Here is a 26,974-nt window from a genome sequence, read left to right on the forward strand (position 1 = left end):
ATGTCCACTCGAATCGCCGATTACGGAATGCTCGCCGACGGCAGCTCCGCCGCCCTGGTCGACCGGCGTGGTTCCATCGACTGGATGTGCCTCCCGCGCTTCGACAGCCCGGCGCTGTTCGCGCGCCTGCTCGACCCTGAAGCCGGTCACTGGTCGATCACCCCGACAGGGCGGTTCGACGTGCGACGCCGCTACCTGCCGGGCACCCTCGTCATCGAAACCACGTTCACCACCGCCACCGGCGCAGCGCGTCTGCGCGACGCGCTCGCCGTCGCCGAAGGCCAGCGAGGCCACCATCTGGGCCTGCGGCCACCACACGAGCTGCTGCGCGAGATCGAGGGGCTGCTCGGCGAGGTCGAGTTCGACATCGACCTGGTGCCCCGCCCCGAGTACGGGCTGGTACGTCCGCTGCTGCGCCTCACCGACGGCGGGGCACGTACGTTCGGCGGCCCCAACCAGATCGCCGTGCGCTCCCCCGTCCCGCTGGAGGCGGGCGAAGCCTGTGCCCGCGCCAGGCTACGAGTGGCAGCCGGTCAGCGACTCGGCTTCTCTCTCGTGTGGGCACCCCCCGAAGTAGCCCCACCCAAGCCGACCGCTCCCGAGCGGGTGACGGCACGGATCACGGACACCGTCGAAGCGTGGCGGTCCTGGGAAGCCGAGCATGACATTTACCAGGGCCCGCACCACGACCTGGTGCTGCTGTCCTCCCGGGTGCTCAAGGGGCTGACGTACCGCCCGACCGGCGCCATCGTCGCCGCACCGACGACCTCCCTGCCAGAGACCGTGGGAGGCGAACGCAACTGGGACTACCGCTACGCCTGGATCCGCGACGCCAGCCTGACCCTGGAGGCGCTCTACCACGGCTCGTGCCTCGACGAGGCGGTTGACTTCGTCTCCTTCATGACCAGTTCCGCAGGCGGAAGCGCCGGAGCGGAATCGTCGCTGCAGTGCATGTACGGCGTCGGCGGCGAGCACGACCTGACCGAGCGCGTACTTCCCCATCTTCGCGGATGGCGGGACTCCCGCCCGGTAAGGGTCGGCAACGCCGCATGGGCGCAAAGCCAGCTCGACCTCTACGGCGAACTCCTGAACGCTCTGCACCTGTACAGGGAACGGCTCGGACAGCTGCACCCGGAAATCCAGCGTTTCGCCGCAGAGCTGGCAGACACTGCGGCGCGCCGCTGGACGGAACCGGACGCCGGCATGTGGGAGATGCGTGGCGAACCGCGCCATCACCTGTCGTCGAAGGTGTTGTGCTGGGTGGCGCTCGACCGCGCGGTGAAGCTCGCCCCACGCCTGGGTCGGCACGCGCGTACCGAATCCTGGTCTTCAGAACGGGACCGGATCCGCGCGGCGGTGCTCGAACGGGGCTGGAGCGACCGCCGACAGGCCTATGCCCAGGCGTTCGACTCCGACGAGCTCGACGCCGCCGCCCTGCTCATGCCGCTGTACGGATTCCTGCCGGCCAACGATGAGCGCATGTACGCGACGATCGAGGCGATCGCCCGGGAGCTGACCGAGGACGAGATGGTGTTGCGCTACCGGACAACCGGGGATCCAAGCGTCGATGGACTCACCGGCAAGGAGGGCGCCTTCGCGCTCTGCTCGTTCTGGCTCGCCTCCGCCCTCGCCCAAGCCGGTCACCCCGATCGCGCGAAGGCCCTCTTCGACCGTGTCGCCGGCTTTGCCAACGACCTGGGGCTACTCGCCGAGGAAATCGATCCGCGCAGCGGTGAACTGTTCGGCAACTTCCCGCAGGCCTTCAGCCACATCGGACTGATCAACGCGGCCGCCGCCATCGACCAGGCCTATGGCGCACCGCCCCACCCCAACAGCAGCCGGTCGCAATGAGCACGCCAATCAAGCCACTGCCCGTCAGGACCGAGTCAGTAGCCGCCGTCTTCACCTGTTCCCTTACCTTCGACCTTGTTGCCGTCCGCATTGAGCACGTACCACTCGGCGCCGAACTGGTCGAGTTCCTGTCCGTTCGTGTCGCCGGGCTTCTTGTCGCCTTGGTAGTAGTACAGCGGGTGGCCGTTGTAGGTGACTCCTGTGCTGCCGTCGTCCCGGGGGCTCGTGCCGATCAGGTCCGGCTTGACGCCTTGGGCCGTCTTTGGCTTGACGGAGGTGGTCAGAGGCGGCCAGGCCTGCGCGCATGCTCCGGAGCAGGTTGACTTCTCCGACTTGTCGGCCTCGAACAGATAGAGAGTCCGGCCCTTCCCGTCGACCAGGATCCGGCCGAGCTTGCTGGAGCGCGCAGCCACAGTGGCTGCACCTCCGGGGCTTGCGGTACCAGTACTCGTTGGCGTGGTCGGGACGAAGGCGGGCGGGACCGGTTCCTCGTCGTCATCACCGCATCCGCTGCAGACAGCGGCGATCAGCGCAACGGTGATCGCCGCTGTTCTCGCCTTGGAGGTGTGCTTCATCGTGGGCTCCTGCGGCCGGGATCGCCCTGTCCGGGCCGGACGGGGGCGGGTGCGTAGTCGAGTGCCTCCTCGGCCACCTTCCTCCACTACGGAGCAGCCCGAATGACGTGGCAATTCGTGTGACCCGTCCGGCGTACAGAAGCTGGCGCGCCGGGCTCAAGCCCGGTGGTGGCGTTCGAGCTGCTGTTACCCGGCCGTTCCTCGTAGCCGCACACCACCGCTGCAGCGACCTGCTCACTTCCCTGGAGTACCAACGGTTCTTGGTGTGCGTACGGCAGCGCAATCAGAGCGCGGATGCGTGCCTTCCAAGAAACAGAGGGTCCAGGGGAAGAGTGGACGCGGGCCGGCGGGTTCCCTGAACATCACTCGTATCCGGGCGTGGTCAGGGGTGATGTCCGGTGAACGGTCAGCAGCGTCCCAAGCCCAACCGTCGGCAGGCCCTCAAAGGGGCCGGGGTAATCGGGGGGCTCATCGGCCTGCTCCTGGGCGGAGGTTTTGTCGGCTGGCAGGCCATCTCCGACCGCCCCGCCGACTCGCCCCCGGCGGTGCAGCCCGGTCAGGATCCATCGCTGGAGACACTGGCCGGCGCCGCGGTCTCCGGCGGTCCGGGCAAGGACGGGATCCCCTCCGTCGACCGGCCGAAGTTCGTCCCGGCACGGGACGCGGACTTCCTCGAGGACGATGAGCCCGTGTTCGGGCTGGAGTACCGCGGCGAGTTCCGGGCGTACCCCCAGCAGGTGCTGGTGTGGCACGAGATCGTCAACGACACCGTGGGCGGCGAGCCGCTGGCGGTCACTTACTGCCCGCTCACCGGGACGGTGATCGGGTTCTCCAGCCCGCCCGGCATGCCTGAGTTGACGTTCGGCACCACAGGCAAACTCGTCAATTCCAACCTGCTGATGTACGACCGGCAGACCGGCTCTGAGTGGCCGCAGTTGCTCGGTACCGCCATCAGCGGACCGCTCAAAGGGCAGCGGCTGGACACCGTCCCCCTGGTGTGGAGCACCTGGAAGGACTGGCGGGCCGCGCATCCCGACACCCGTGTGCTGTCCACCGACACCGGCGCCCTGCGCAACTACGGCAGCGATCCGTACGGCTCCTACCCGCGACAGAGCGGTTACTACGTCGAAAAAGGCACGCTCTTCCCGGTGCTGACCATGAACGACCGCCTCCCGGACAAGGACGTCGTGATCGGCGTACGGGCCGGTGAGCAGCGGCTTGCGATCCACAAGGACCTCGTCCGCAAGGTGAAGACCGTGCAGGCCACAGTGGGAGGTACAGAGGTGGTCGCGCGATGGGACGACCAGCTCGACACCGCTCGGGTCTTCCAGCGCGTCGGCGACCAGTGGAAGCCGGCCGACTTCCTCGACTCCATGTGGTTCGCGTGGTACGCGTTCTATCCGAACACCCAGGTGCGGCAATGAACAGGGCGCTAGCGGCCGTCGCCAGGATCGGCGACGCCTGGGACGCCACGGCCGCCGCCACCGTGGCCACTCCTCGCAGCGTGCGCGCCGCCCTTGGCGTGCGTCGTCACCGGCGGGTCGGGCTGGTCGCGGCCGCTGTGATGCTGCTCGCGTACCCGGCGTCCATCGGTGATCTGGTGGTGTCGGCCTCGGGCCGGTTCACGGGCATCCCGGTGTTCCAGACCGCTTGGGAGCAGCTGTTCCAAGCCCGGGCTCCGTACCTGTTCGAGCCGGTGCTCGCGGTGCATCCCACTCAGCACGTGGCGGTGTTCCTCAGCCCGCTCAACCTGCTGCTCGGCGCGATCGTGGCCGCGCTGGTGGGGTCCAATGTCGCTGTCGCCGGGCTCGCGGCCCTGCAGGCGGCCTCCTGCCGACGGACCCGGTACGCGCGGCTGCTCGCCGTGCTCCCGGCGTTCCTGCTGGGATTCGCCTGCTGCGTACCGACCTTCCTGCTCGTCCTCGGCAGCGGCACTGCCGCGGCGCTCCTGCCAGTGCTGATCCCGCTGCGCCCGGTCTTCTATCCGTTCACGCTTCTGCTGCTGATCGGAACTCTGGTGTGGGGCGCCTCCCGGCTCAGCAAGCGCCCGGCGACGGACGAGAGCGCGGGAAGGAACGCCGCCCACTCGGACAGTGATCTTGCGAACCACGATCCGCAGCAGGACGGGCCGCCATCCGGACACGGTAGCTCGCCCCAGCGACGCCCCAGCCCGTAATCGGCGTCCTCCAGGAGGCGGCAGCCAGCAGAACACCGCGCGTCTGAGAGCCCTGACCAGCCAGTCGGCTATGCGGTCACGTACCGAGGCGAGACGCGTGGCAGTCGACGGCTCGATACCAGTCGTATGACCGGTCAGGTCCGCCAGGAGCGAGCGCAGCTCGTCTTGCGTACGGGCTTGCAGGGCCTGGCGGCGCCGCTGCTCGCATTCGGCATGATCCAACAGGCCGTCGGCATGCGCTGCCTTCAGGCGTTCGATGGCTTGTGCACGTTCTGCGTGACCAACAGGCAGGGACGACATTGCAGGCCTCCTTTTTCACGGTAGACCGTTTGTGCCTTTGCCGTGCCCGCGCTGGTCCGCAGAACTGCGGGGACCCGCCCCCGGCCAGCGCCGCCGCGCGGGGGACCAAGGAGGGAAGGCGCGGGACCCCGACCGGGTTCCGGGTATACGCCGGGAAACCCGGACGCACCACCAGCAAGGAGACAGACATGGCGCAGGAGACCGATGCCATTGTGATCGGGATGGGCGTGGGCGGCGAGCACGTCGCCGAGCGCCTGGCCGGGGAGGGACTGGACGTCGTCGGCGTCGAGGCTGAGCTGGTCGGCGGGGAGTGCCCGTACTGGGCCTGCATCCCGAGCAAGATGATGATCCGCGCCTGCAACCTGCTCGCCGAGGCCCGCCGCATCCCCAACATGGCCGGGCAAGCACAGGTCAGCCCCGACTTCGGGCCGGTCGCCTCCCGGATCCGCGACGAGGCGACCGACGACTGGAACGATCAGGTGGCCGTGGACCGGTTTACCGGCAAGGGCGGGCACTTCATCCGAGGGCGCGCGCGACTGAGCGGCCCCGGCCGGGTCGAGGTCGACGGACAGACGTTCAGCGCCCGGCGCGCGGTGGTACTCGCCACCGGCAGCCGCCCGCAGATCCCCCCGGTGCCGGGACTGGACCAGGTGCCGTACTGGACCAACCGTGACGCCATCGCCGCCAAGGAAAGCCCGCAGTCGCTGATCGTGCTCGGCGGAGGAGCTGTGGGCCTCGAGCTCGCCCAGGCCTTCGCACGCTTCGGCACCGCGGTCACGATCGTCGAAGCTACGGAACGGCTGCTGCCCGCCGAGGAGCCCGAGACCGGCAGCCTGCTCACCGATGTCCTGGGCGCTGAGGGCATCACCGTACGCACAGGGGCACAGGCCACCCACGCGCGCCACGACGGCGACACCTTCACCCTCACCCTCGACGGCGGCGAGGAACTGACCGCCGAGCGGCTCCTGGTGGCCACCGGGCGCCGCGCCAACCTCGCGGGGCTCGGGCTGGAGACGGTCGGCCTCGACCCGGACTCCCGCGCCCTACAGGTGGACGAGCAGCTGCTTGCCGGTCCCGGCCTGTGGGGTGTCGGAGATGTCACCGGGCGAGGGGCGTTCACGCATGTGGCGATGTACCAGGCCGAGATCGCCGTCCGCGCCATCCTCGGCGAATCAGGCCCGGATGCGGACTACCGCGCCCTGCCCCGGGTCACCTTCACCGACCCCGAGGTCGGTTCCGTAGGAATGACCGAGGCCCAGGCGCGGGAGAAGGGCCTGCAAGTACGCACCGGCACCGCACAGGTGCCGTCCTCGGCGCGCGGCTGGATCCACAAGACGGGCAACGAGGGCCTGATCAAACTCGTCGAGGACACCGACCGCGGGGTCCTAGTCGGCGCCACCTCCGCCGGGCCCATGGGCGGCGAGGTGCTCTACGGACTCGTTGTGGCGGTCCAGGCCGAAGTCCCGGTCGACCGGCTGCGGCACATGATGTACGCCTACCCCACCTTCCACCGGACCGTGGAAGACGCCCTCTCGACGCTGCGCCGAAGCTGACCCGCAGGGGCACCACGGAGACCATGCGGGCTCCAACCCAGTGGTACGAACGGTCGCAGGGAAACCAACGGTCGCAGCGTAAGCAGGGCGGAACGAAAGATGGGCCTTCCGCAGCACGTGAACTGCTGCGGGACAGATCAAGGACCCCGGCCTTGCGCGGTCAGGCATCCATCCACGAGCCAGCGGCATGGGTTGTGCCGGCGCAGGTGGCGCAAGAAAGCATGGGCGCATCAGAAGGGTCCCGCGGGGAACCCGGTTGTCTGCGACGGCATTCAGTGGACAGCCTGGCTGCGAGCCATGGGAAGAAAAAATACCCGGAACGGAATGGGCGCAGCGCCTGACCGGGTTCCCGGGATACGGCATCCCTTGGAGGTGGCTCCCGTCCAACGGGCTTCACCGTGCGGGCGTCCACCCTCCCTCTCAGAGAGAAGGTGAGTCAGCATGGCGCTCCTGAAAGAGCGGCCCCATGCGCCGCACATGCACATGCCCCACATGCCTCATGTAATCAGCGAGCCCGAACTCCGTCCCCTCGACTTGGGCGGCCTGCTCGCGCGCGGGGCGGCTGCCGGGTTCTTCGCCGGTATGGGATTCCTGCTGGCGAACATGTGGTTCGCCGTGAGCCAGGGCATGCCGGGGATCTCCCCGTTGTATGCCATGTCCACCGTCTTCCACGCCTCGGACGTACCGGTTGCGAACCCCACCGAAGCGATACTCGGCCTGACGGTCCACATCGCACTCTCGCTGGGCTTCGGCATGGGCTTCGCGCTACTCCTCGTCCCGCTGCTGCGCAAGGTACCCGCCTTGGTGATCGGTGCTCTCGCCTACGGACTGGCCCTGTATGTGCTCAACTTCCAGATCCTCGGTAGGACCGTCTTCGAGTTCTTCACCAACCCTCAGGGGCCGGATCAGCTCTTCGAAGCACTCGTTCACCCGCTGATCTTCGGGCTGCTGCTGGTGCCGTTCTTCCTTGGACGGCCGTTCGAAAGGACGCGGCGAGCCGAGCCGCAACCCACCGCGACTGCGACCGGCGGCACAACTCCTGGCACGTCGAACCGGCCAGGACCCATGGAGCCGTAATGCTCCCCGTACAGGTGGATTCCGTCTCGGTACGGCGGCGTTGCCCTGGGAGAGCCGAAGGGCCATGCAGCCGGCCAAGGCGCAAGCTCCTGCACCCGGAAGGAACCCGGAGACGATGACGTACCGATACCCGCATTTCCATACCCGACTGGTGGTTGAAGACATGCGGTTCCACGCAGGACCGCAGCCAGGCGAAGAGATGCCGGATTTCGACCTCCCCACGGTGGACGGTGGCCGAGTCGCCAAGTCCGACTTCGTGGGCCGCACCCCCTTGCTGCTGACCATGGGGTCGGTGACCTGCCCGATGACCGCGGCCGCCGACCCTGCCCTCAAGCGGCTCCACGCCGAATTCGGTGACCGCGTGGCGTTCGTGACGCTCTACGTACGCGAAGCCCATCCCGGTGACCGATACCCCCAGCCGGACCGGCTCGATCGCAAAATGGACCACGCACGCGACCTCAAGACCCGCGACGAGCTTCCGTGGCCCGTCGATGTCGACGACCTCAACGGGACGCTCCACCGCATGCTCGACCCCAAGCCGAACGCCGCCTACTTGATGGGCAGAGACGGCCGGGTCGGTTTCCGGGTCCTTTGGTCCAACGACCGCGAGCCGATCCTGCGCGCGGCCCTTGAGAATGTGCTGTCCGGCCGCTCTCCGGCGGGCGAACACCAAGGTCGCGTAGTGCCGATGCTTCGCGGCGTCGCCGAGATGGACCGCATGCTGACACTCTCCGGACCCACGGCCCGGCGCGACGTCCGCAAGGCCGCGCCTCCCATGTATGCCATGGCACGAGTGATGGGACTGATGAAGCACCGCCGCGAGGACGTGACCACGTAGCAAGACCACAGCGCACGTCTATGCCTTCAGGTTTCCGACTGACCAGCGCCGGCATCACCTTGGTACTCACCGGGATGGGTGCACCGCCGACGGCATCGGGAGCACCCGTGGGTCGCGCTGGCGGCCGCAGGAAAAGACGTCGCGGATGCGGGCATGTCGGTTGTGCTGTTCGTCGAGCAGATGATGAAGCACCGCCGGGTCTGCTCCTGGTGCAAACTCTCTCAAGGCTGACGTGCGTAAGTGAAGGCGGGCTCTCAGAACCCTTAGCGACTGAACAGCAAAGGATGGTGCGTAATGAGCAAGGTGGCCCTCATCGTTCTCGCTGACACGGAAACGCATGCCGACTTGGGCCGGTCGTACAACGCCCTCGTCACAGCCAAGGAATGTATGGAAGCAGGTGATGACGTACGGCTCATCTTTGATGGTGCCGGTACGAAGTGGCCGGGTGTCTTCGCCGACCCGAAGCACGATGCCCACCAGGCTTATCAGGCTGTCACCGCGGTTGTGGCGGGGACCTGCAAGTTCTGCGCCCAGCAGTTCGAAGCCGAGAAAAGCGCCCGCCAGGCGGAGGTCCCCATGCTGGACGAGTACGAGGGCCATCCGAGCCTTCGCAGCCTGATCAGCAAGGGGTACCAGGTCCTCACATTCTGAAAAGACCGTCAGGCCTTGTGAAGGCATGACCGCGGCCCTTGCCAGACGCGGCTCGAAGTCCAGCGGCCAGCCGACTACGGGGACTCCCCGCGGATACCCGGGCTCATGAGCGGCCGACGCCGACGTGTCGGCGCGGTGTCTTGGAGAGCGAGAGGTTAGGAAGGGCTCTGTCATGACCGAACAAAAGCGCGGTCCGGAAGACATCCCCACCGCGGAGCGCATGGCAACGCTCGCGGCGGCCAAGGGGAGCGCCATCAAGCACAAGCTCCTCGGGGAGGAGCAAACGGAACGAGGCCGGCAGTACACGGCGGATGCCGAGGATGTAAGGACACTGGTCACGCAGTGGCCGTCGGCACCGAAGAAGGTCGAGCTGCAGATACTGGAGCAGTGCGGGCCGCCCAACGAGGCAACCCCTGCCCGTCTCATCTGGCACCGGAATGGGCCCTGGAAGCGCACGGAGCTCACCCGGGACGAGATCGTGCACAACTTCCCTACGGCACATACCGACTTCCTCACCCAATACATCGACTACGCGGTTCCCCCCGAGAAGGCCGGTGAGATTACGCAGTTCGACGGCAGCTGCCTGGTCGACCGGACCGCAGGGGAAGCCGCAGCACGCTGCGACTCCGAAGCCATGAACATCCTGACGCTCAACCTGATGCACGACATCGTGACGGGCGCCAAGGACGTGTCGCAGGCCCGCGAGGTCTACGCCGAGAATGCCTCTGCCCACGTGCTGGGGCGGTCGGCACCGTACACGGAGCGGTTGCAGTTCTCTCTGCCGCAACAAGACACGGCCGACCCGGACGAATCGATCATTGGCGGGCCGATGGGTCGGCAGACAGCCGGCAAGGTCAAGGACATACTCGTAGGCAACGAGCAGGAGTAACACCAGCCGTATAACCGTGCCCGTTCACTTCGCACCTCGGGTCAAGGGCCGCATGGACTGAGGGAGCCTTGGATACGGCCCTCATTGGAAGCTTGGAGAAGCCGGTGCGGGTGACGGATGCCCCGACTGGGACAGCGTTAGCGGCCCCGGTCGGGCGGCAGTGAGCGTTCCGGCTAGGCAGCGGCGTGCTCCGGTTCGTTCGTCGCCCTCTCAGCCGTGCCCTCTTGGCGTCCGACGCTGCTGATCGCGGCGAAAAGGAGGGTGGGTCGGGCGCCGATGGAGTTGGCGAAGATGGCGGTGACCGAGGCGGCCATGGCGATCATCGCCCACACCGGGTAGACCAGGCCGGTGGCGGCGGCCGGGATGCCGATGCCGTTGAAGGTGAACGCCAGGGCGACGTTCTGCTTGACCTTGCGGTAGCTGGTGCGACTGATGCGATGGGCGGTCAGCAGCAGGTGCAGGTGGTCCCGTACGAGGATGATGTCGGCGGACTCCATGGCGATGTCGGTGCCGGTGCCGATCGCAATGCCGACGTCGGCCTGCATCAGGGCCGGGGCGTCGTTGATGCCATCGCCGACCATGGCCACCCGATGCCCGCCCTCTTGCAGATGACGAATGATGGCGGCCTTGTGGTCGGGACGGACCTCGGCGTGCACCTCGCTGATCCCAATCTGGCTGGCAGTGTGTGCGGCGGCGCGGTGATTATCACCGGTGAGCAGGACCGGTGTGATGCCGGCGGCGCGCAGGGCGGAGACGGTGTCGGCAGACTCCGGGCGCAGGGTGTCTCCGAGCGCGATCACCCCGACCGGGGTGTCGTCAACGGCCACGGCGATGGCTGTGTGCCCGGTACTGGTCCAGGGCTCGATCGCCACCTGGAGAGGTGTGATGTCGATGCCTTGCTCGGCCAGCAGGGCGGGGCGGCCGACCAGTACCCGCCGTCCTGCGACCTCGGCAGCCACCCCAAGTCCGGTGAGCGAGGTGAAGTCCCCTGCCTCAGGCCAGACCAGCCCGCGGTCGTTCGCGGCATTCACGACGGCACGGGCGAGCGGGTGCTCGGAGGAGTGCTCGGCGGCTGCGGCCAGGGTGAGCAACTCGTCCTCGTCGATGCCCTGGGCACGGATGCCGCGTACGGTGGGTTTGCCGGCGGTGAGGGTGCCGGTCTTGTCCAGGACCATGGTGCGTACCTGCCGCAGGGTCTGGAACGCCTCGCCGGTGCGCATGAGGATGCCATGGTCGGCGGCCTCTCCGGCGCCGCGGACGATTGCCAGCGGGGCGGCGATGCCCACCGCGCACGGGTAGCCCATGACCAGTACCGTCAGGGCGGCGAAGATCGCGCGCCGTGCGTCGACGTCACCGGCGAGCGCGGTACCGGCGAGCCACGCGACCAGAGCAAGCGCCGAGGCCGCCAGTACCAGGGGCGTGTAGAGGCGCAGCACGCGGTCGACCAGGTGCAGGATGCCGGGCTTCAGCGCCCGGGCGTCCTCCACATGCCGGACGATCTGGGACAGGAAGGTCTCTTCGCCGACCCGGGCGACCTCCACCAGCAGGGTGCCGGTGCCATTCACCGATCCGCCGACGACCTCCTCGCCCGGTGCGCGCTCCACGGGCACGGGTTCGCCGGTGACCATCGACATGTCCAGCGCGGAGTACCCGGCAGACACGCGGCCGTCGACGGGAACCCGCTCACCGGGGCGGATCCTCACCACGTCCCCCACGACGATCTGCTCCAGGGCGAGTTCGGTTTCGGTGCCGTCGCGGACGACCCGGGCGGTGTCCGGGCGCAGGTCGAGGAGCTTCTTCACCGCCTGGCTGGAGCGAGTCTTCACCAGCAGCGAAAGCCACTCGGAGAAGGTGTGGTACGTGGTGATCAGCACGGTGACGGCGAAAAACGCCGCCGTCGGGTAGTCGGGCAGCACCCCGGTCAGCCCGATTACACCGCCGGCGATGCCCGCCAGCGCGCCGACCTCCAGCAGCACGTGCTGATTGAGGATGCCGCGCCGGGCGGACTGGAAGGCCATGCGGGCGAAGTGCGGGGTGACCACCGCCATCATCACCATCGCCAGTGCGCCGGTGATCCAGCCAGTGGCGGACTCGCCGAGCACACCAGTGGCCCGCAGCGCCAGTGCCGCCCCGCCTGGGGCGACGATCCCGAGTGTCCCCGCCGACGCGCGCAGCCAGCCTGCGGGCCGCAGGATCGCCAGGGCGACCGGCACCATCAGCGTCACCACCGAGGCGGAGACCAGCGCCCCGACCAGCCCGGCGGCGGCCACCAGCGCGATCGCGGTCAGGCTGGCCGCGACCGCGGCCAGTAGCCGCACCCCCTCGCGGACCAGCACGGCCTCTTCCTCCTCGAACGGCCGCAGCTTGCGCGGGTCGTACAGGTCATAGCCGATGTCCCGCAGCGTGCTCAGGATCTCGGCGCCGCTGATCTTCTCCGGGTCGTAGTCAACCAGGGCCTGCTCGTGGGTCAGGCTCACCGCGACCTGCGCCACCCCCGGCTGCCGCCCCAACGCCTTCTCGATCGTGCCCGTGCACAGCGAGCAGTGCAGCCCTGCGATACGGGCCCGCACCCGCGAGTGACCGGGAAGACTGCTGGGCTCGGCCGCCCAGTCCGGGGTCCGATCAATCACCGCGGTCATGACCGCGCCTCCTGATCGGTGACGGTGTACCCGGCCTCGGATACCCGCGCGGTCACCGCTTCGCGATCCGAGCCGGAAGCGAGCTCTACTTCCAAAACCCCAGTGGCGTGATCGGCCGCAGCCGAGCGCACGCCCTCCAGGCGCTGTACAGCAGCCGTCAGCCGCTGCTCGCACCCAGCACAGTCCATGCCCTGCACCTTCAAAACCAACTTCTCGGTCATCGCGGCTCCCTTCATCCGGTTCGCGAGATGCGCCGCTCGCACATTCCCCACTCACCTGCGACGCTAGAACCTGGCCCTAGGGGCCACGTCAAGACTGAGAGGCAATCGATTTACAAATCGCCGGAGGACGTCGTGACAACCATTAACCAGCGCCTCTACACAGTCAGCCAGGCCGCCCAGCAGGCCGGAGTGACCCGCAAGGCCATCCGCACCTGGGAGGACAAGGGTCTGCTGCCCCTTGCGGAGCGCAGCGAGGCGGGATACCGGCTTTTCAACGCCGAGGACATCGCCGTGCTGCGCTTCATCCGTCAGGCCAAGACCCTCGGCCTGACGCTCAGCGAGGTGGGCGACGTCTTCGCCCTGCAACGCGATGGGGCTCAGCCCTGCGGTCGGGTCACCCAGCTTCTGGACGCCCACATCGGCCAGATCGACCGCACCCTGGCTGAGCTACAGCAGCTGAGGCAAGCCCTGGTCAGCGCCCGCCGCACCGCCGACCAGGCGCGCCGGGCCGGAGGCGACGCGGTCGTGTGCCGGATCATCGAGACCAGCAGCACAGCACACCGGTGAACACGGCAGGCAAAAAGCGGCCTGGCCAGCAGCCGTGGCCCCTTGCGGCTTCCCGAGTCGAGACGCCCATGCGTAGTCGTCAGGCGCTGGCAACTGCCATCTGTCGGCACTGCTCCAGCGGGTCCGGGGGCTTGCCGGAGGACGACCAGGCCGTGACCACGCCGCGAGCCTAGCCGGTGGCCGCAGTCGCCCCGCCGCGGCCCTCGCGCCGCCGGTCAAGCCCCCGCGGTGGTGCTTTCGATGATGTGGCAGACCAGGGCGCTTTCCCCGCGCTCGGTTGCCCGGTCGGCCTGGGCTCGGGCGTGCCGGAGCGTCGTACGGAGGGCTTCGAGGTCGGCGATGCGGCGGTCGATGTCGGCGAGGTGCTGGTCCAGGAGATCGGTGACGAGGCCGCAGGGCTGCTCGCCGCGGCGCTGGAGGTCGAGGATGTCCTTGATCTCTTTGAGGCTGAGGCCGAGGGCCTGGGCCTGGCGGATGAAGCCGAGGACGGGGACCGCTTTATCGGTGTAGGTGCGGTAGCCGGCGGCGGTGCGCTCAGGCGGGTCGATGAGGCCGTTGGCCTCGTAGAGGCGTACGGCCTTGGGGCTCAGGCCGGTCTGGGCGGCGATGCGGCCGACGGTGAGCATGATGGAGGCTCCATTCGTGCGAATGCCGCCAGTGTGCGCTTGACCTTGCCCTAAGGGCAAGGTTTTAGCGTCCGGTCATGAACACAGATCAAGGCGAGGGCTGTACGGCGCCGATGGCCGTGACACCGCTGAGCGGCCGGTGCACCGAGGCCATCGAGCGGGCCGAGCACGCCTGCTTCGGCATCAGCCCGTTCAACAGCTACTTCTCCACAGCCCGGATCCGGGAGCTGGCGGCTTGGGGGCTGGGGCGGTTCGAACGGGTGGACTTCTTCGTGCCGGACGCGCCGAGCGCATTCACCTTTGAGGCGCTGGGGTACGCGCCCGAGAAGGCCGCGTGGAAGGCACGCAGACAGGGCCAGTACACCCGCAACAAGATCGCTGCGGCGCTGGGTTCACTCGGTGTGGCCGATCCGGACGAGCGCGTGCTGGGCTGGCCAGAGTTGGAGCGCAACGCGGGCTTCGGCCGGCTCCACGAGCAGGGGCTGAGGCGGTATGCCGAAGACTCGGGCTTCCGGGATGCGTGCCAGGAGGCGGCCGGCTGGGTGCTGGCGGGGAAGCTGCCTGCTGGGCAGCGGCCGGACGCGGAGCAGGTCGAGCGGGCGGTGCGGTATTTCCTGGCCGAGCTGCCGCTGTTTCTCGACACCCCGTCCATCGTCGGCGCCAAGGCGTCGGTCTTCTGCTACCACCAGCCGCCCGATGTGCTGCGCCGCCTCTACGCCGGTGAGCTGGGCTGGCGGCCCGCCGCCGGGCAGGGCTTCGCCGTGGTGACTCCGGCCGGACCGTGACCGGTTCCCCTTCCCGTACGACACTCGAAATGAGAGGAATTCCTGCCATGGCCACCACCATACAAACCGGCACCGGCCCCATAGAACTGTCGATCACCGGGATGACCTGTGCCTCGTGCGTGGCGCGGGTCGAGCGGAAGCTGGGCAAGCTGCCCGGGGTGAGCGCCACGGTGAACCTCGCCACCGCGACCGCGCACGTCACCCGCGAGGATCCGGCGGTCGAGGTGGCGGAGCTGGTGGCCGCCGTCGAGGCCATCGGCTACGGCGCCGAGGTGGCCGGGACCGGCGCACCGGAGACCGAGGAAGGCGAGGCCGTCGACGCCGAACAGGCGCATGTGGCCGGGCTGCGGCGCCGCCTGGTCGGCTCGGCGTTGCTCGGGCTGCCGGTGGTGGTCATATCCATGATCTCCGCGCTGCACTTCGCGGGCTGGGAGTGGGTCGCGTTGGTGCTGGCGACTCCGGTGGTGGCGTGGGGCGCGTGGCCGTTCCACCGGGCGGCGGCGGTGAATCTGCGGCACGGTTCGGCGAACATGGACACGCTGGTGTCGCTGGGTGTGCTGGCCGCTTATCTGTGGAGTGCGGGCACCCTGGCCGTGGGCGGGGAGCACCTGTATCTGGAGGTCGCCGTCGTGCTGACGGCGTTCCTGCTGGCCGGGCGGTTCTTCGAGGCGCGGGCCAAGCGGCGGGCCGGGGAGGCGATCCGGGCGCTGATGGACCTGGGCGCCAAGGATGTCGCGGTGCTGCGCGACGGGTCTGAAGTGAGTATCCCCGTCGAGGAGTTGGCGGTCGGCGACCTCTTCGTCGTACGGCCCGGGGAAAAGATCGCCACGGACGGGCAGGTCACCGAGGGGGCCTCGGCGGTGGACGAGTCGCTGCTGACCGGGGAGAGCGTCCCGGTGGAGGTCGAGCCCGGCTCGCAGGTCACCGGCGCGACCGTCAACAGCCACGGCCGACTGATCGTGCGCACGACACGGGTCGGGGCCGACACCAAGCTGGCACAGATCGCCGCGCTGGTGGAGCGCGCGCAGACCGGCAAGGCCGCGGTGCAGCGCCTGGCGGACCGGATCTCGGCGGTGTTCGTACCGGTCGTCATCGCCCTGGCGATCGGCACGTTCGGCGTGTGGATGCTGACCGGAGCTGCGGCGTCGACCGCGCTGACCGCGGCCATTGCCGTGGTGATCATCGCCTGCCCGTGCGCGCTCGGGCTGGCCACGCCCACTGCGCTGATGGTCGGCACCGGGCGCGGTGCGCAGCTCGGGCTGCTGATCCGCGGGCCCGAGGTACTGGAATCGACGCGGCGGATCGACACCGTCGTGCTGGACAAGACCGGCACCGTCACCGAGGGCAAGATGCGCCTGGTCGACGTCGTACCGGCCGAGGGCGAGGACGAGCAGGAGGTGCTACGGCTGGCCGGCGGGCTGGAGGACGCCAGCGAGCACCCGATCGCCGCTGCCATCGCGAACGCCGCCCGGGAGCGCCTCGGTTCGCTCCCCGCCGTGACCAGCTTCGCCAACACCTAGGGCCGGGGCGTGAGGGGGCAGGTCGAGGGACGTACGGTCCGTGCGGGGCGGGCCGCGTGGCTGGAGGATCAGGGCCATGTACTGCCCGACGAGCTCGGCCGCGCACAGAAGGAGGCCGAAGCCGAAGGCCGCACGGTCGTCTTCGCCGCGTGGGACTCGCAGGTGCGGGGCGCGCTGGTGGTCGCCGACACCGTCAAGCCGACCAGCGCCGAGGCGGTGGCCGACCTCAAGCGGCTCGGGCTGACCCCGGTCCTGCTGACCGGCGACAACACGGCCGCGGCCCGCGCGGTGGCGGCCGAGGTCGGCATCGACCAGGTGATCGCCGAAGTCCACCCCGAGGACAAGGTCGCCGAGGTCCAGCGGCTGCAGGGTGAGGGCCGGGTGGTGGCGATGGTCGGCGACGGCGTCAACGATGCTGCCGCCCTCGCCCAGGGCGACCTCGGCCTGGCGATGGGCACCGGCACCGATGCGGCGATCGCCGCATCCGATCTGACCCTGGTACGGGGTGACTTGCGGGCGGCGGCGGATGCGATCCGGCTGGCCCGCCGTACCCTGCGTACGATCAAGGCCAACCTGTTCTGGGCCTTCGCCTACAACGTGGCCGCGCTGCCGCTGGCCGCGCTCGGACTGCTGAACCCGATGATCGCCGGAGGGGCGATGGCGTTCTCGTCGGTGTTCGTCGTCTCCAACAGCCTGCGGCTGCGCCGCTTCCAGCCCATGCACCGCTGACCCCAGGGCACAGCGCGAGTTGGCCGACCGGGCCTCTCCCGGTCGGCCGCTGCCCCTGCGGATCCCCCGCTTTTGAGTCCTCCGGTTCTGTGATCTGCTGGAGATGTCATCCACATGTCCGTCGCTCGCCGTGGCATGCCGCAGGCATCAAAACGGGGCCACCGGGCGGGCCGTGGCAGCGCGCGTTCTTGGAGGCAGTGCCATGCCGCACCTCAGACTGGCTGCGCCGGCGCCCACCCGGCCGGGAGTCCTCCTGCCGAGGCGTGATCTGGCGGTCGCCTGGATCCTGATGGTGCTGATCGCCGCGTTGGCATGGATACTCGCGGTCGGCCAGTCACGCGACATGGGAACGCAACCCGGCACCATGGGCATGGCACTCCCGCTCTTTCTGCTGCTCTGGGTGGTCATGATGGTGGCGATGATGCTGCCCTCGATGGCCCCCATCGCGATCACCTGGGCGCGTGCGATCGGTCGGCAGTCGGCGGGGGCGGTCCGCGCCGCCCGGATGACCCAGTTCGCAGGCGGCTACCTGCTCGTCTGGACCGCGTTCGGACTGCTCGCGTACGGGGCCCTGGCCGCGACCGGGCGGCTGGTGGACGACAACCCCGACGCAGGTCGCTGGCTCGGCGCAGCCGCGTTCTTCCTCGCCGGGGTGCACCAGTTCGGGCCGCTGAAGCGCGTGTGTCTGCGGCACTGCCGCAATCCGCTCTCCCACCTGCTCCGGTACTCGCGCTTCCGGCCGTGGGCCCGCGACCTGCGCGTGGGCATGCACCATGGGCTCTACTGCCTCGGCTGCTGCTGGGGCCTGATGATCGTCCTCATCCCGCTCGGAGTGATGAACGTGGCGGCCATGGCCGGGCTGGCCGCAGTGATCTTCCTGGAGAAGCTCTGGCGGCGAGGCCCCTGGCTCACCTGGGCGGTCGGCCTCGCCTTCCTCGTACTGGCCGCCTTGGCCCCGTTCCAGGACTGGATGCTGCCCGGCCTTCAGATGTCCGGGCCGTCAATGGACTCGATGATGAGCCTGCCCTACTGAGCGCCTGCTTCCCCGACCGCCATGTCGCACGCCGGCAGCTGAAGAATCCCGCGCTCGAGACGCAGAACGGCACCACATAGTTGACCAGGACCCGCACCACCGTGGCCGTGGTGGCATCGCCGGACGCGATGACGGAACCCTGGTTCACCAGAGACAACAGCGTGCCGACGGCAAGCGCGATCGGCACGCATCGGGACAGCGACGCGCGCGAGAACACAGTCGCCAGAAGCCCCGGCGGAGCAGGCGCGGGAGGAGACATACGGTCCTCCTCCCACCCGGTGTCCTTCGCCTACACCCGCCCGGCGGGTGCGCCCTCAGGCGCCTCGCTCGAGAAGGCGTAGTCCGCCCTCTCGCCGTACGCCGCCTCGAAGGACAGACCGAAGGCGTCGGAACGCCCGCTGGCGCGACCCACCACATACTCCGGCGCGAACCCGAACAATGCGTTCTTGACCGTCGTCGGTTTTCCGTCGGGCCCGGTCAGAGGCTCGAACGCGAGCTCGGTCTTCCCACCGACGCTGAGGCTGGGCTTCTCCCCGTCACTCAGGGAGACGCTCGCCCGCTCCATGCCCCGGTACTCGCCGAAGAACTGCGAGAGTTCGCCGAATGCCCCGCCTTCGCGACCGGACAGGATGCGCTCGATCGCAGCGGCCTGCTGATCGCTGGCGCCCTCATCGACGACAATGCCCACCTTCCAGTCACCTGACGTCAGGTTCGAGGGAAAGTGGTTGTAGAGGGCGAAGTCGACCCCGGACAGGTCCAGCTCATCCAGGCGTCCTTCGGCCACATGGAACGCGACCATGCCCAGACACTGCTCACGCCCCTGCGCATCACGGGGCTTCGCGTCGACGGCGCACCCGCAGACCATCACACACGAACAACCGGCAAGGTAGTTGCCGGAGATATTCCACGTCATGACTCCTCCTACTCCCCGCTCGATCTCCATCGCCCGATGTCACGGACGATGCCGACATCGCGAGTGAGCGGTGGGGAGCGTTCGGTCGGCGGTGAGCATACGGAAGACCCCGGACGTCTCGGTACGACGCACGTATCGAGCTGCCCGCAGTAATTCCACGCAGGCATGAACACCGGCGCGGTGGGAGCGTCCATCACGGCCTCCGCTCCACCGGATGCCTCAGGCCACCGGGAGCTTCATCACCTTCAACGCTACGCCCCCTCGAAGGTGCAAGCAGCCTCCCCCGCACGTCGCAGCGCGTACGGCTGGCGGCGTGGGGCCCGCAGAACCAGGATGCTCTGCGCGTCGGAACACCAGCCGATCGCCTCGCGCGACGCACGGGTCGGCCCCCGCCCCTACCGTGGCCTGCCCTACCCGCACCTCGCGGTAGCAACGCCGATGGCCCGGCCGGGAGGATCCTCCCGGCCGGGCCGTGTGGCGGAGCTTTGGCCCGCGCCCGTGTTGTTGGGCGTTGTCGCGTCAGTCGACCGGCCGGGCCTTGTAGTCGCCGGCCTGCTCCACTGCCGCGATGAGTGTGGCGGTCTCGACGACCGCGCCCTCCTCCAAGCGCACGGTGGTACGTCCGGCCTTCACGTCGGTGCCGGCCGAGCGGACTTCGGGGAGGTCCTCCAGCTCATCGTCGATGAGCAGGCCGCAGCTGGAACAGTGCATGCCTTCGACGAGAAGCACCACCTGTGGGCCGGTCTCGGCCTCCTTCTTGCGGTTGAAGAGCTTCACTTGGTGTCTCCCCGGAAGGTGATCTGGCCGGTCTGCATGCCCATGGCGCAGGAGAAGCGGAGCGTGCCGGGCTTACGGGTGCCCAGATCGACTTCGGTGTCACCGTTGCGCTGGACGATCTCCTGGACACCGAGTTCGGGGATGGTGAAGGCGCGGGCGCAGCCGCCGGAGTCCTTGCCGTGCAGCACCAGCGTGGTCGGCACGCCGGCGCTGGCGGTGAACTGGGTGGGAACGTAGAAGTCCGTCACGGTCAGGGGCCCTGTTCAGGCCCCTCCGGCGTCGGCATGGGCCGTTCCAGTACGGGCTGTTTCACCACGTCCGGATCTCGCCATTCGGCCGTCGCCACTCAAGAGCCAGATCGGACATATCGGGCGGACCTTGTCCCCTGCTTTGTCCCCTGGAGCCACTACGGACCACCGAAAGCTACCGAGAGACCAGTGAGCGCAAGCGCGCAGAACGATAAAAGCGCAGGTCAGAACGTTTCTTCTGACCTGCGATCCGGTGGGGCGGGTGGGACTCGAACCCACGGCCGACGGATTATGAGTCCGCTGCTCTAACCGGCTGAGCTACCGCCCCTTACGGCGCGTCGCGCACATTTGTGCGCGCCGTCTGCCGCAGCATAGCCGCTCATACGATCTCCTGCCTCGGGTGGTCGGCTACGCATGACCATGAGGACTGCGCTGCCGCCTGCGCGGTTGCAGGAGATACGAAAAAGGACCCCTTAGGGGCCCTTCTTCTTGCCGCTCCCCCGACTGGACTCGAACCAGTAACCCTCCGGTTAACAGCCGAATGCTCTGCCAATTGAGCTACAGGGGATCGCGCTCCCCCGACTGGACTCGAACCAGTAACCTGCCGGTTAACAGCCGGCTGCTCTGCCAATTGAGCTACAGGGGATTGCTGCGTTGCACCGAACGAACCCACCGGATGGCGTCCCGGGGGGCGTGTGCTCGCTGCGACACATACATTAGCGCAAGCAGGGGGGTGCTCCGCCAATCGGTATCGCCCCGACTGATCAAGGGTGCCCGCGGGTAGGCGGCCAGCACAGCCCCACGGTCCGAAACTTCCCCGGCACCAGGGGACCGCCGACGCAAGAGAAGGGTGACAGCCATGCGCTACCGGCTCACATTCATCGCCGGACTGGCCCTCGGGTACGTGCTCGGGACCCGCGCCGGGCGTGAGCGTTACGAGCAGTTGAAGAAGTCCGCACGCCAGGTCGCCCAGAACCCCGCCGTGCGCAACGCCGCCGAGTCCGCCGCCCACAACGGCCGCGACTTCGCGGGCAAGGCGCTCCATACGGTCAGCGACAAGGTCGGGGACCGGATGCCCGGCTCCGTGACCGAGCGCGTGCGCTCACTGCGCGAGCGCGGCCAGAGCGGCGAGGCCGACGACTGGGGTACGACCAACACCTAGCCGGCCCCGGCCCCCGGCCCGGCCCCGTACCCGGGCGCGGCACGTCCCCGGTCCCAGATGCGGCAGAATCTGGGGCATGGGGATAGTCGCCGGCTTGGACAGTTCGTCTGGTTCTACGCGCATCGTCGTGTGCGACGCGGATACGGGTGCCGTGCTGCGGCAGGGCTATGCCCCGCACCCCGTGGAGGCGAAATCGACCGAGGCGGATCCACAGGTGTGGCTCCTGTCCCTGGGGGAGGCCGCTGCGGGCGGGCTGCTGGAGGGCGTGCAGGCCATCGGCGTATCCGCCCAGCAGCACGGCATGATCCCGCTCGACGCCCACGGCTCCGTGGTACGTCCCGCGCTGCTCGGCAATGACAAGCGGGCCCAGGTCGCGGCCGCCGATCTCGTCGACGCGCTCGGCGGGCGTCAGGCCTGGGCCGAGGCCGTGGGGTCCGTGCCGACGGCTCCGCAGCCGGTCGCGAAGCTGCGCTGGCTGGCGCGCGACGAGCCGGAGTCGGCGCAGCGCACCGCCGCCGTGATGCAGCCGCACGACTGGCTGGTCTGGCAGCTGCTCGGGCGGCCCGCTCGGCGGACCACCGACCGGGGCGCGGCTTCGGGGACGGGTTACTGGTCGGCCGTAACAGGGTCGTACCGGCCCGATCTGGTCGAGCTGGCGCTGGGGCACCATGCCGCACTGCCCGAGGTGCTCGGCCCTTCCGAGGCCGCCGGGACCACTCCCGAGGGGCTGCTGATCTCCGCCGGAACCGGCGAGACGATGGCTGCCGCCTTCGGGCTCGGGGTGGCGGTCGGGGACGCCGTGGTCTCGCTCGGGGCCTCGGGTTCCGTGATGGCCGTGCATCACGAAGGGCTGGCCGATTCGAGCGGGCTCATCACATCGTTCGCCGACGCCACCGGGATGCATCTGCCGGTCGTGCACACGCTCAATGCCGTACGGGCGCTGCGCGGCACGGCCGATCTGCTGGGGACCGATCTCGACGGGCTTTCGGAGCTGGCGCTCAAGTCGTCGCCGGGCTCGTACGGGCTCGTACTGCTGCCGTATCTCGAAGGTGAGCGTACGCCGCAACTTCCGCACACCGCCGGGACGCTGAGCGGGCTGCGACGCGAGTCGATGAAGCCGGAGCATCTGGCGCGGGCGGCCTTCGAGGGCATGCTGTGCTCGCTGGCCGACGCCATGGACGTACTGCGGGCGCGGGGCGTGGAGGTGCGCCGGGTGTTCCTGCTGGGGGCGGCCGCCGAGCTGCCCGCCGTGCAGGCCGCGGCTCCCGCGATCTTCGGTACGCAGGTGGTCGTACCGCAGCCCGCCGAGTACGCCGCGCTGGGCGCGGCCCGGCAGGCGGCGTGGGCGCTCGGGGTGGCGCAGGGCACGCTGGCGCCGCACTCCCCGCCGGCCTGGCAGGGCGCGGCGGCGCAGGTGCTGGAGCCGGGTGACGAGCTGGCGGTGGGACAGGCTGTGCGGCAGCAGTACGGAGCGACGCGGGACCAGATCCACCCGGGAGCGTTCGGCGGCGCCTGAGCGCCTGAGCGGGTGTGCGAGGGGGCGTGGGGAGGCGGGCTGTGCGGGAAGGCTCAAGACTTGACCCGGCGATGGGTTAATCCTTTGGAATTGCCGGGGCCGAGTGTCGGAGGATGGGGCGAATCCCGATCTTTCCGACCCCGAGAGACTCCGCGTGCTCATAAGACTCCTACGGGCCCATCTCGGCCCGTACAAGAAACCCATCGCCCTGCTGGTGCTGCTGCAACTGCTGCAGACCTCCGCCACGCTCTACCTGCCCACCCTCAACGCGGACATCATTGACAACGGTGTCGTGACCGGGGACACCGGCTACGTCCTGGAGTTGGGCGGCATCATGATCGCCGTCAGCGTCGTCCAGGTGGTCTGCAACATCGGTGCCGTCCACTACGGCGCGCGGACCGCGTCGGCGCTGGGGAGGGATGTGCGGGCGGCCGTCTTCGCGCGGGTGCAGAGCTTCTCGGCGCGGGAGGTCGGGCACTTCGGGGCTCCCTCGCTGATCACGCGTACGACCAATGACGTCCAGCAGGTCCAGATGCTGGTGCTGATGGCGTTCACGCTGATGGTGTCGGCGCCGATCATGTGCGTGGGCGGCATCGTCATGGCGCTCGGGCAGGACGTGCCGCTGTCGGGTGTGCTGCTGGCGGTCGTGCCGGTGCTCGGGATCTCGGTGAGCCTCATCGTGCGGCGCATGCGGCCACTGTTCCGGGCGATGCAGGAGCGGCTCGACACGGTCAATCAGGTGCTGCGCGAGCAGATCACCGGCAACCGCGTGATCAGGGCATTCGTACGGGACGAGTACGAGAAGGGCCGCTTCAGGGAGGCGAACACCGCGCTGACGGACGTGTCGCTGTCCTCGGGGCGGCTGATGGCGCTGATGTTCCCCATCGTGATGACGGTCGTGAACGTCTCCAGCATCGCGGTGGTGTGGTTCGGCGCGCACCGGATCGACAGCGGCGGCATGGAGATCGGTGCGCTGACCGCGTTCCTCGCGTATCTGATGCAGATCGTGATGGCTGTGATGATGGCCACCTTCATGTTCATGATGGTGCCGCGCGCCGAGGTGTGCGCCGAGCGCATCGAGGAGGTGCTGGACACCGAGTCGAGCGTCGTACCGCCGGCCAGTCCGGTACGGGAACTGCGGCGGCACGGGCAACTGGAGCTGCGCGGCGCGGAGTTCCGCTATCCGGGTGCCGAGGAGCCGGTGATCAGGGACATCGACCTGGTGGCCCGTCCCGGTGAGACGACGGCGGTCATCGGGTCGACGGGCAGCGGGAAGTCGACGCTGCTCGGGCTCGTACCGCGGCTGTTCGACGCGACGGGCGGGGAGGTGCTGGTGGACGGGGTCGACGTACGGACCCTTGATCCGGTGCTGATGGCGAAGACCGTCTCGCTGGTGCCGCAGAAGCCTTATCTGTTCTCCGGGACAGTCGCCACGAACCTGCGGTACGGGAAGCCGGACGCCACGGACGAGGAGTTGTGGCACGCGCTGGAGGTGGCGCAGGCGCGGGAGTTCGTGGAGGGCCTGGAAGGGGGGCTGGACGCGCCGATCGCGCAGGGCGGTACAAACGTGTCGGGCGGGCAGCGGCAGCGTCTCGCGATCGCGCGGACGCTGGTGCGGCGGCCGGAGATCTATCTGTTCGACGATTCGTTCTCGGCGCTCGACTACACGACCGACGCCGCCCTCAGGGCCGCGCTGGCGCGGGAGACGGCCGACGCGACGGTGGTGATCGTCGCCCAGCGGGTGTCGACCATCCGCGACGCCGACCGGATCGTGGTCCTGGACGAGGGCCGGGTGGTCGGTACGGGACGCCACCACGAGCTGATGGAAAGCAATGCGACGTACCGGGAGATCGTGCTCTCCCAGCTGACGGAGGCTGAGGCGGCATGAGCGGGCCCGGTGGACGCATGATGGCCGGCGCGGGCGGGCCGACCGAGCGGTCGATGGACTTCAAGGGCTCGGGGAAGCGGCTGCTGCGGCAGTTCGCTCCCGAGCGGGTCACGTTGTGGTGGATGCTCGCGGCGTGCGTGCTGAGTGTCGCGCTTTCGGTGATCGGGCCGAAGATCCTGGGGCGGGCGACCGACCTGGTCTTCGCGGGGGTCGTCGGCCGGCAGATGGAGGACGGCGGCAGCAGAACGCAGGTCGTCGAGGGACTGCGGGAGAAGGGCGACGACGGGCTTGCCGACATGCTGTCCGGGGTGGGCTTCACCCCCGGGCAGGGCATCGACTTCGGGGCGGTCGGCGACGTACTGCTGATGGCGCTCGCGGTGTATGTGGGCGCGGGGCTGCTGATGCTGGTGTCGACGCGGCTGTCGATCCGGGTCATCAACCTGACCGTGTTCCGGATGCGCGAGGACGTGCAGGCGAAGCTGTCGCGGCTGCCGCTGAAGTACTTCGACCAGCAGAAGCGCGGCGAGGTGCTCAGCCGGGCGACGAACGACATCGACAACATCTCGCAGACCATGCAGCAGACGATGGGCCAGCTCATCAACTCCCTGCTGACCATCGTGGGCGTACTGGCGATGATGTTCTGGATGTCGCCGCTGCTGGCGCTGGTCGCGCTGGTGACCGTACCGCTGTCGGTGGTGGTGGCGGCGAAGGTCGGCAAGCGGTCGCAGCCGCAGTTCGTGCAGCAGTGGAAGACCACGGGCAAGCTGAACGCGCACATCGAGGAGATGTACTCGGGGCACGCGCTGGTGAAGGTCTTCGGGCGGCAGGAGGAGTCGGCGGAGGCTTTCCGCGAGCAGAACGACGCGCTGTACGAGGCGGGGTTCAAGGCGCAGTTCAACAGCGGGATCATGCAGCCGCTGATGTTCTTCGTGAGCAATCTGAACTATGTGCTGGTGGCGGTGGTGGGCGGGCTGCGGGTCGCGTCCGGCTCGCTGTCGATCGGTGACGTGCAGGCGTTCATCCAGTACTCGCGGCAGTTCTCGATGCCCCTGACGCAGGTCGCCTCGATGGCGAATCTGGTGCAGTCGGGTGTCGCCTCGGCCGAGCGGATCTTCGAGCTGCTCGACGCGGAGGAGCAGGAGCCCGATGTGGTGGGGCCGGCGGGCGCGGAGGGCGCGGAGGGCCCCGTAAGCGGGTCGTCGGATCCGCAGGGGCGGGTCGCACTGGAGGAGGTGTCTTTCCGGTACGAGCCGGACAAGCCGCTCATCGAGAACCTCTCGGTCGTGGTCGAGCCGGGGCAGACGGTCGCGATCGTCGGGCCGACGGGTGCGGGCAAGACGACGCTGGTGAACCTGCTGATGCGGTTCTACGAGGTGACGGGCGGCCGGATCACTCTGGACGGTGTCGACATCGCGAGGATGAGGCGGGAGGACCTGCGTTCGGGCATCGGGATGGTCCTTCAGGACACCTGGCTGTTCGGCGGGACGATCGCCGACAACATCGCGTACGGCGCATCGGCGACGCGGCACGTCACGCGCGAGGAGATCGAGGAGGCGGCGCGGGCCGCTCATGCGGACCGTTTCGTACGGACGCTGCCGGACGGGTACGACACGGTGCTCGACGACGAGGGGTCGGGGGTCAGCGCGGGCGAGAAGCAGCTGATCACGATCGCGCGGGCGTTCCTGTCGGATCCGGTGATCCTGGTGCTCGACGAGGCGACGAGCTCGGTCGACACCCGGACGGAGGTGCTGATCCAGAAGGCGATGGCGCGGCTGGCTCACGGTCGTACGAGCTTCGTGATCGCGCACCGGCTGTCCACGATCCGGGACGCGGATGTGATCTTGGTGATGGAGAATGGGTCCATTGTTGAACAGGGGACGCATGACGAGCTGTTGGCCGCGGGGGGCGCGTACGCGCGTCTGTACGCGGCGCAGTTCGCTCAGGCGGTAGCGGAAGTGGACTGACTGACCATGGCGGAGACCACGGGGAAGCCTGGCGCGGGCGCGGAGACGGGCTCAGGCGCGGCGGACTCGAAGGGGCACGTCTCGGGCGTCGCTCTCGGGCTGTCGCTCGGGATGACGTTCGGGGTGGCATTCGGGATGCTGCTGCTCGACAACCTGGCGACCGGGATCGCGTGCGGCATGTGCATCGGCGTGGGGATCGGAGCCACGATCGACGCGCGCAGGAAGAAGACGAAGGGCGACGCGGCCCGCCTGGCCGACTGACCGGCCGGTGTGAGCGCCCGGCGCCCGGCGCCCGGCCCGGTTGGGATGCTGTTGGTTAATTCGGGCCTGTGCGTGACGTCGGCCTTCAAGACCCGGTTGTGGTCTTGAAGGCCGACGTTGTCGTGTGGGGTGGGTGCGGATGTCGATGCAGCCGAAGGGGTCCGGGGAGATCCCGGCGGAGACGGTGCGGGTGGCGCGGGCCGCGTTCCCGAAAG

The 26,974-nt window shown here is 68.8% G+C and carries 23 protein-coding genes, 3 tRNA genes and 3 pseudogenes; 17 read left to right on the forward strand and 12 right to left on the reverse strand.

The features are described 5' to 3' along the window. The gene (locus J7E91_RS09235; RefSeq protein ID WP_214900714.1) at positions 1-1,851 is read left to right on the forward strand and encodes a glycoside hydrolase family 15 protein; all 1,851 of its coding nucleotides are present in this window, start codon (positions 1-3) and stop codon (positions 1,849-1,851) included. 35 nt (positions 1,852-1,886) lie between these two features. On the opposite strand, the gene J7E91_RS09240 is transcribed toward J7E91_RS09235, so the two are convergent. Then, positions 1,887-2,426 (reverse strand): hypothetical protein, encoded by a 540-nt coding sequence (locus tag J7E91_RS09240; protein WP_214900716.1) that lies wholly within the window; start codon positions 2,424-2,426, stop codon positions 1,887-1,889. A gap of 398 nt (positions 2,427-2,824) precedes the next feature. Here J7E91_RS09240 and J7E91_RS09245 point away from each other — a divergent pair, with 398 nt between their 5' ends. Both J7E91_RS09245 and J7E91_RS35815 read left to right on the forward strand, forming a co-directional pair. Next, the gene (locus J7E91_RS09245) at positions 2,825-3,850 is read left to right on the forward strand and encodes a DUF3179 domain-containing protein (RefSeq protein ID WP_214900718.1); all 1,026 of its coding nucleotides are present in this window, start codon (positions 2,825-2,827) and stop codon (positions 3,848-3,850) included. After that, complete coding sequence (locus J7E91_RS35815) at positions 3,847-4,602, forward strand: hypothetical protein (protein WP_251015393.1); 756 nt, start codon at positions 3,847-3,849, stop codon at positions 4,600-4,602. The genes J7E91_RS09245 and J7E91_RS35815 overlap by 4 nt, the downstream gene beginning before the upstream one ends. A gap of 147 nt (positions 4,603-4,749) precedes the next feature. Here the strand turns inward: J7E91_RS35815 and J7E91_RS37255 are convergent. Beyond that, positions 4,750-4,902 (reverse strand): annotated as a pseudogene (locus J7E91_RS37255) (DUF1707 domain-containing protein); the annotation flags it as partial. Positions 4,903-5,090: 188 nt separating this feature from the next. On the opposite strand from J7E91_RS37255, the gene J7E91_RS09255 reads away from it, so the two are divergent. The 5 genes from J7E91_RS09255 (at position 5,091) to J7E91_RS09275 (ending at position 9,910) form a co-directional block, all read left to right on the forward strand. Then, positions 5,091-6,455: an NAD(P)/FAD-dependent oxidoreductase gene (locus J7E91_RS09255; RefSeq protein WP_214900722.1), complete on the forward strand. Its 1,365-nt coding sequence runs from the start codon at positions 5,091-5,093 to the stop codon at positions 6,453-6,455. Positions 6,456-6,947: 492 nt separating this feature from the next. Next, complete coding sequence (locus tag J7E91_RS09260) at positions 6,948-7,532, forward strand: hypothetical protein (protein ID WP_214900724.1); 585 nt, start codon at positions 6,948-6,950, stop codon at positions 7,530-7,532. A gap of 115 nt (positions 7,533-7,647) precedes the next feature. Next, the gene (locus J7E91_RS09265; RefSeq protein WP_374224658.1) at positions 7,648-8,370 is read left to right on the forward strand and encodes a deiodinase-like protein; all 723 of its coding nucleotides are present in this window, start codon (positions 7,648-7,650) and stop codon (positions 8,368-8,370) included. Between the two features lie 294 nt (positions 8,371-8,664). Further along, positions 8,665-9,021, forward strand: coding sequence for a DsrE family protein (locus J7E91_RS09270; RefSeq protein WP_214900728.1), 357 nt, complete (start codon positions 8,665-8,667; stop codon positions 9,019-9,021). Between the two features lie 172 nt (positions 9,022-9,193). Beyond that, complete coding sequence (locus J7E91_RS09275; protein WP_214900730.1) at positions 9,194-9,910, forward strand: hypothetical protein; 717 nt, start codon at positions 9,194-9,196, stop codon at positions 9,908-9,910. 173 nt (positions 9,911-10,083) lie between these two features. Here the strand turns inward: J7E91_RS09275 and J7E91_RS09280 are convergent, their stop codons facing one another. Together J7E91_RS09280 and J7E91_RS09285 are read right to left on the reverse strand one after the other, a co-directional pair. After that, complete coding sequence (locus tag J7E91_RS09280; protein ID WP_214900734.1) at positions 10,084-12,549, reverse strand: cation-translocating P-type ATPase; 2,466 nt, start codon at positions 12,547-12,549, stop codon at positions 10,084-10,086. Beyond that, positions 12,546-12,770, reverse strand: a complete 225-nt coding sequence (locus J7E91_RS09285) for a heavy-metal-associated domain-containing protein (RefSeq protein ID WP_214900736.1) — start codon at positions 12,768-12,770, stop codon at positions 12,546-12,548. The genes J7E91_RS09280 and J7E91_RS09285 overlap by 4 nt, the downstream gene beginning before the upstream one ends. 132 nt (positions 12,771-12,902) lie before the next feature. Between J7E91_RS09285 and J7E91_RS09290 the strand changes: the two genes are divergently transcribed. Continuing rightward, positions 12,903-13,337 carry a MerR family DNA-binding protein gene (locus tag J7E91_RS09290; protein ID WP_214900738.1) on the forward strand — a complete coding sequence of 145 codons (435 nt, stop codon included), beginning with the start codon at positions 12,903-12,905 and terminating at the stop codon, positions 13,335-13,337. A 215-nt stretch (positions 13,338-13,552) separates the two neighbouring features. On the opposite strand, the gene J7E91_RS09295 is transcribed toward J7E91_RS09290, so the two are convergent. After that, positions 13,553-13,963 carry a heavy metal-responsive transcriptional regulator gene (locus J7E91_RS09295; RefSeq protein ID WP_214900740.1) on the reverse strand — a complete coding sequence of 137 codons (411 nt, stop codon included), beginning with the start codon at positions 13,961-13,963 and terminating at the stop codon, positions 13,553-13,555. A gap of 77 nt (positions 13,964-14,040) precedes the next feature. Here J7E91_RS09295 and J7E91_RS09300 point away from each other — a divergent pair, with 77 nt between their 5' ends. From J7E91_RS09300 to J7E91_RS09310, 3 genes and pseudogenes are all read left to right on the forward strand, one after another. Further along, positions 14,041-14,748, forward strand: a complete 708-nt coding sequence (locus tag J7E91_RS09300) for a tRNA-dependent cyclodipeptide synthase (RefSeq protein WP_214900742.1) — start codon at positions 14,041-14,043, stop codon at positions 14,746-14,748. Between the two features lie 47 nt (positions 14,749-14,795). Continuing rightward, positions 14,796-16,997 (forward strand): annotated as a pseudogene (locus tag J7E91_RS09305) (heavy metal translocating P-type ATPase). A gap of 202 nt (positions 16,998-17,199) precedes the next feature. Further along, positions 17,200-18,030 (forward strand): DUF2182 domain-containing protein, encoded by an 831-nt coding sequence (locus J7E91_RS09310; protein WP_214900744.1) that lies wholly within the window; start codon positions 17,200-17,202, stop codon positions 18,028-18,030. 55 nt (positions 18,031-18,085) lie between these two features. Here the strand turns inward: J7E91_RS09310 and nrtS are convergent. From nrtS to J7E91_RS09340, 7 genes and pseudogenes are all read right to left on the reverse strand, one after another. Beyond that, positions 18,086-18,289, reverse strand: a pseudogene (gene nrtS / locus J7E91_RS37260) (nitrate/nitrite transporter NrtS); the annotation flags it as partial. A 30-nt stretch (positions 18,290-18,319) separates the two neighbouring features. Next, the gene (locus J7E91_RS09315; RefSeq protein WP_251015396.1) at positions 18,320-18,973 is read right to left on the reverse strand and encodes a DUF1326 domain-containing protein; all 654 of its coding nucleotides are present in this window, start codon (positions 18,971-18,973) and stop codon (positions 18,320-18,322) included. Positions 18,974-19,462: 489 nt separating this feature from the next. After that, on the reverse strand, positions 19,463-19,720 hold the full coding sequence (locus J7E91_RS36705; RefSeq protein WP_308296044.1) for a cation transporter: 258 nt from the start codon (positions 19,718-19,720) through the stop codon (positions 19,463-19,465). Continuing rightward, the gene (locus J7E91_RS09325; RefSeq protein WP_308376261.1) at positions 19,717-19,968 is read right to left on the reverse strand and encodes a cupredoxin domain-containing protein; all 252 of its coding nucleotides are present in this window, start codon (positions 19,966-19,968) and stop codon (positions 19,717-19,719) included. Before J7E91_RS09325 ends, J7E91_RS36705 begins: the two co-directional genes overlap by 4 nt. Before the next feature lie 254 nt (positions 19,969-20,222). Then, positions 20,223-20,296, reverse strand: a tRNA-Ile gene (locus J7E91_RS09330). A gap of 167 nt (positions 20,297-20,463) precedes the next feature. Beyond that, a tRNA-Asn gene (locus J7E91_RS09335) sits at positions 20,464-20,536 on the reverse strand. Between the two features lie 5 nt (positions 20,537-20,541). Next, positions 20,542-20,614: transfer RNA gene (locus J7E91_RS09340), tRNA-Asn, on the reverse strand. A 213-nt stretch (positions 20,615-20,827) separates the two neighbouring features. On the opposite strand from J7E91_RS09340, the gene J7E91_RS09345 reads away from it, so the two are divergent. The 5 genes from J7E91_RS09345 to J7E91_RS09365 all read left to right on the forward strand — a co-directional run bounded on the left by J7E91_RS09345 (position 20,828) and on the right by J7E91_RS09365 (position 26,759). After that, the gene (locus J7E91_RS09345; RefSeq protein WP_028813571.1) at positions 20,828-21,130 is read left to right on the forward strand and encodes a hypothetical protein; all 303 of its coding nucleotides are present in this window, start codon (positions 20,828-20,830) and stop codon (positions 21,128-21,130) included. Positions 21,131-21,206: 76 nt separating this feature from the next. Continuing rightward, positions 21,207-22,646: an FGGY family carbohydrate kinase gene (locus J7E91_RS09350; RefSeq protein ID WP_214900746.1), complete on the forward strand. Its 1,440-nt coding sequence runs from the start codon at positions 21,207-21,209 to the stop codon at positions 22,644-22,646. A gap of 154 nt (positions 22,647-22,800) precedes the next feature. Further along, complete coding sequence (locus J7E91_RS09355; protein ID WP_214900748.1) at positions 22,801-24,534, forward strand: ABC transporter ATP-binding protein; 1,734 nt, start codon at positions 22,801-22,803, stop codon at positions 24,532-24,534. Continuing rightward, on the forward strand, positions 24,531-26,498 hold the full coding sequence (locus J7E91_RS09360) for an ABC transporter ATP-binding protein (RefSeq protein WP_214900750.1): 1,968 nt from the start codon (positions 24,531-24,533) through the stop codon (positions 26,496-26,498). The genes J7E91_RS09355 and J7E91_RS09360 overlap by 4 nt, the downstream gene beginning before the upstream one ends. A 6-nt stretch (positions 26,499-26,504) precedes the next feature. Further along, positions 26,505-26,759, forward strand: a complete 255-nt coding sequence (locus J7E91_RS09365) for a hypothetical protein (protein ID WP_214900752.1) — start codon at positions 26,505-26,507, stop codon at positions 26,757-26,759. The last annotated feature ends 215 nt before the right edge of the window (positions 26,760-26,974 follow it).

It is taken from the genome of Streptomyces sp. ISL-99 (genome assembly GCF_018614005.1).
GTDB lineage: Bacteria > Actinomycetota > Actinomycetes > Streptomycetales > Streptomycetaceae > Streptomyces > Streptomyces flavidovirens.

Excerpts from the sequence above, each read along its gene's own strand:
- J7E91_RS09280 (WP_214900734.1), bottom strand. The coding sequence starts at position 12,549 with ATGACCGCGGTGATTGATCGGACCCCGGACTGGGCGGCCGAGCCCAGC.
- J7E91_RS09240 (WP_214900716.1), bottom strand. The coding sequence starts at position 2,426 with ATGAAGCACACCTCCAAGGCGAGAACAGCGGCGATCACCGTTGCGCTG.
- J7E91_RS09315 (WP_251015396.1), bottom strand. The coding sequence starts at position 18,973 with ATGGAGATCGAGCGGGGAGTAGGAGGAGTCATGACGTGGAATATCTCC.
- J7E91_RS09310 (WP_214900744.1), top strand. The coding sequence starts at position 17,200 with ATGCCGCACCTCAGACTGGCTGCGCCGGCGCCCACCCGGCCGGGAGTC.
- J7E91_RS09235 (WP_214900714.1), top strand. The coding sequence starts at position 1 with ATGTCCACTCGAATCGCCGATTACGGAATGCTCGCCGACGGCAGCTCC.
- J7E91_RS09275 (WP_214900730.1), top strand. The coding sequence starts at position 9,194 with ATGACCGAACAAAAGCGCGGTCCGGAAGACATCCCCACCGCGGAGCGC.
- J7E91_RS09345 (WP_028813571.1), top strand. The coding sequence starts at position 20,828 with ATGCGCTACCGGCTCACATTCATCGCCGGACTGGCCCTCGGGTACGTG.
- J7E91_RS09285 (WP_214900736.1), bottom strand. The coding sequence starts at position 12,770 with ATGACCGAGAAGTTGGTTTTGAAGGTGCAGGGCATGGACTGTGCTGGG.
- J7E91_RS09260 (WP_214900724.1), top strand. The coding sequence starts at position 6,948 with ATGCCTCATGTAATCAGCGAGCCCGAACTCCGTCCCCTCGACTTGGGC.
- J7E91_RS09300 (WP_214900742.1), top strand. The coding sequence starts at position 14,041 with ATGAACACAGATCAAGGCGAGGGCTGTACGGCGCCGATGGCCGTGACA.
- J7E91_RS09255 (WP_214900722.1), top strand. The coding sequence starts at position 5,091 with ATGGCGCAGGAGACCGATGCCATTGTGATCGGGATGGGCGTGGGCGGC.
- J7E91_RS09270 (WP_214900728.1), top strand. The coding sequence starts at position 8,665 with ATGAGCAAGGTGGCCCTCATCGTTCTCGCTGACACGGAAACGCATGCC.
- J7E91_RS09295 (WP_214900740.1), bottom strand. The coding sequence starts at position 13,963 with ATGCTCACCGTCGGCCGCATCGCCGCCCAGACCGGCCTGAGCCCCAAG.
- J7E91_RS09350 (WP_214900746.1), top strand. The coding sequence starts at position 21,207 with ATGGGGATAGTCGCCGGCTTGGACAGTTCGTCTGGTTCTACGCGCATC.
- J7E91_RS09265 (WP_374224658.1), top strand. The coding sequence starts at position 7,648 with ATGACGTACCGATACCCGCATTTCCATACCCGACTGGTGGTTGAAGAC.
- J7E91_RS35815 (WP_251015393.1), top strand. The coding sequence starts at position 3,847 with ATGAACAGGGCGCTAGCGGCCGTCGCCAGGATCGGCGACGCCTGGGAC.
- J7E91_RS09360 (WP_214900750.1), top strand. The coding sequence starts at position 24,531 with ATGAGCGGGCCCGGTGGACGCATGATGGCCGGCGCGGGCGGGCCGACC.
- J7E91_RS09365 (WP_214900752.1), top strand. The coding sequence starts at position 26,505 with ATGGCGGAGACCACGGGGAAGCCTGGCGCGGGCGCGGAGACGGGCTCA.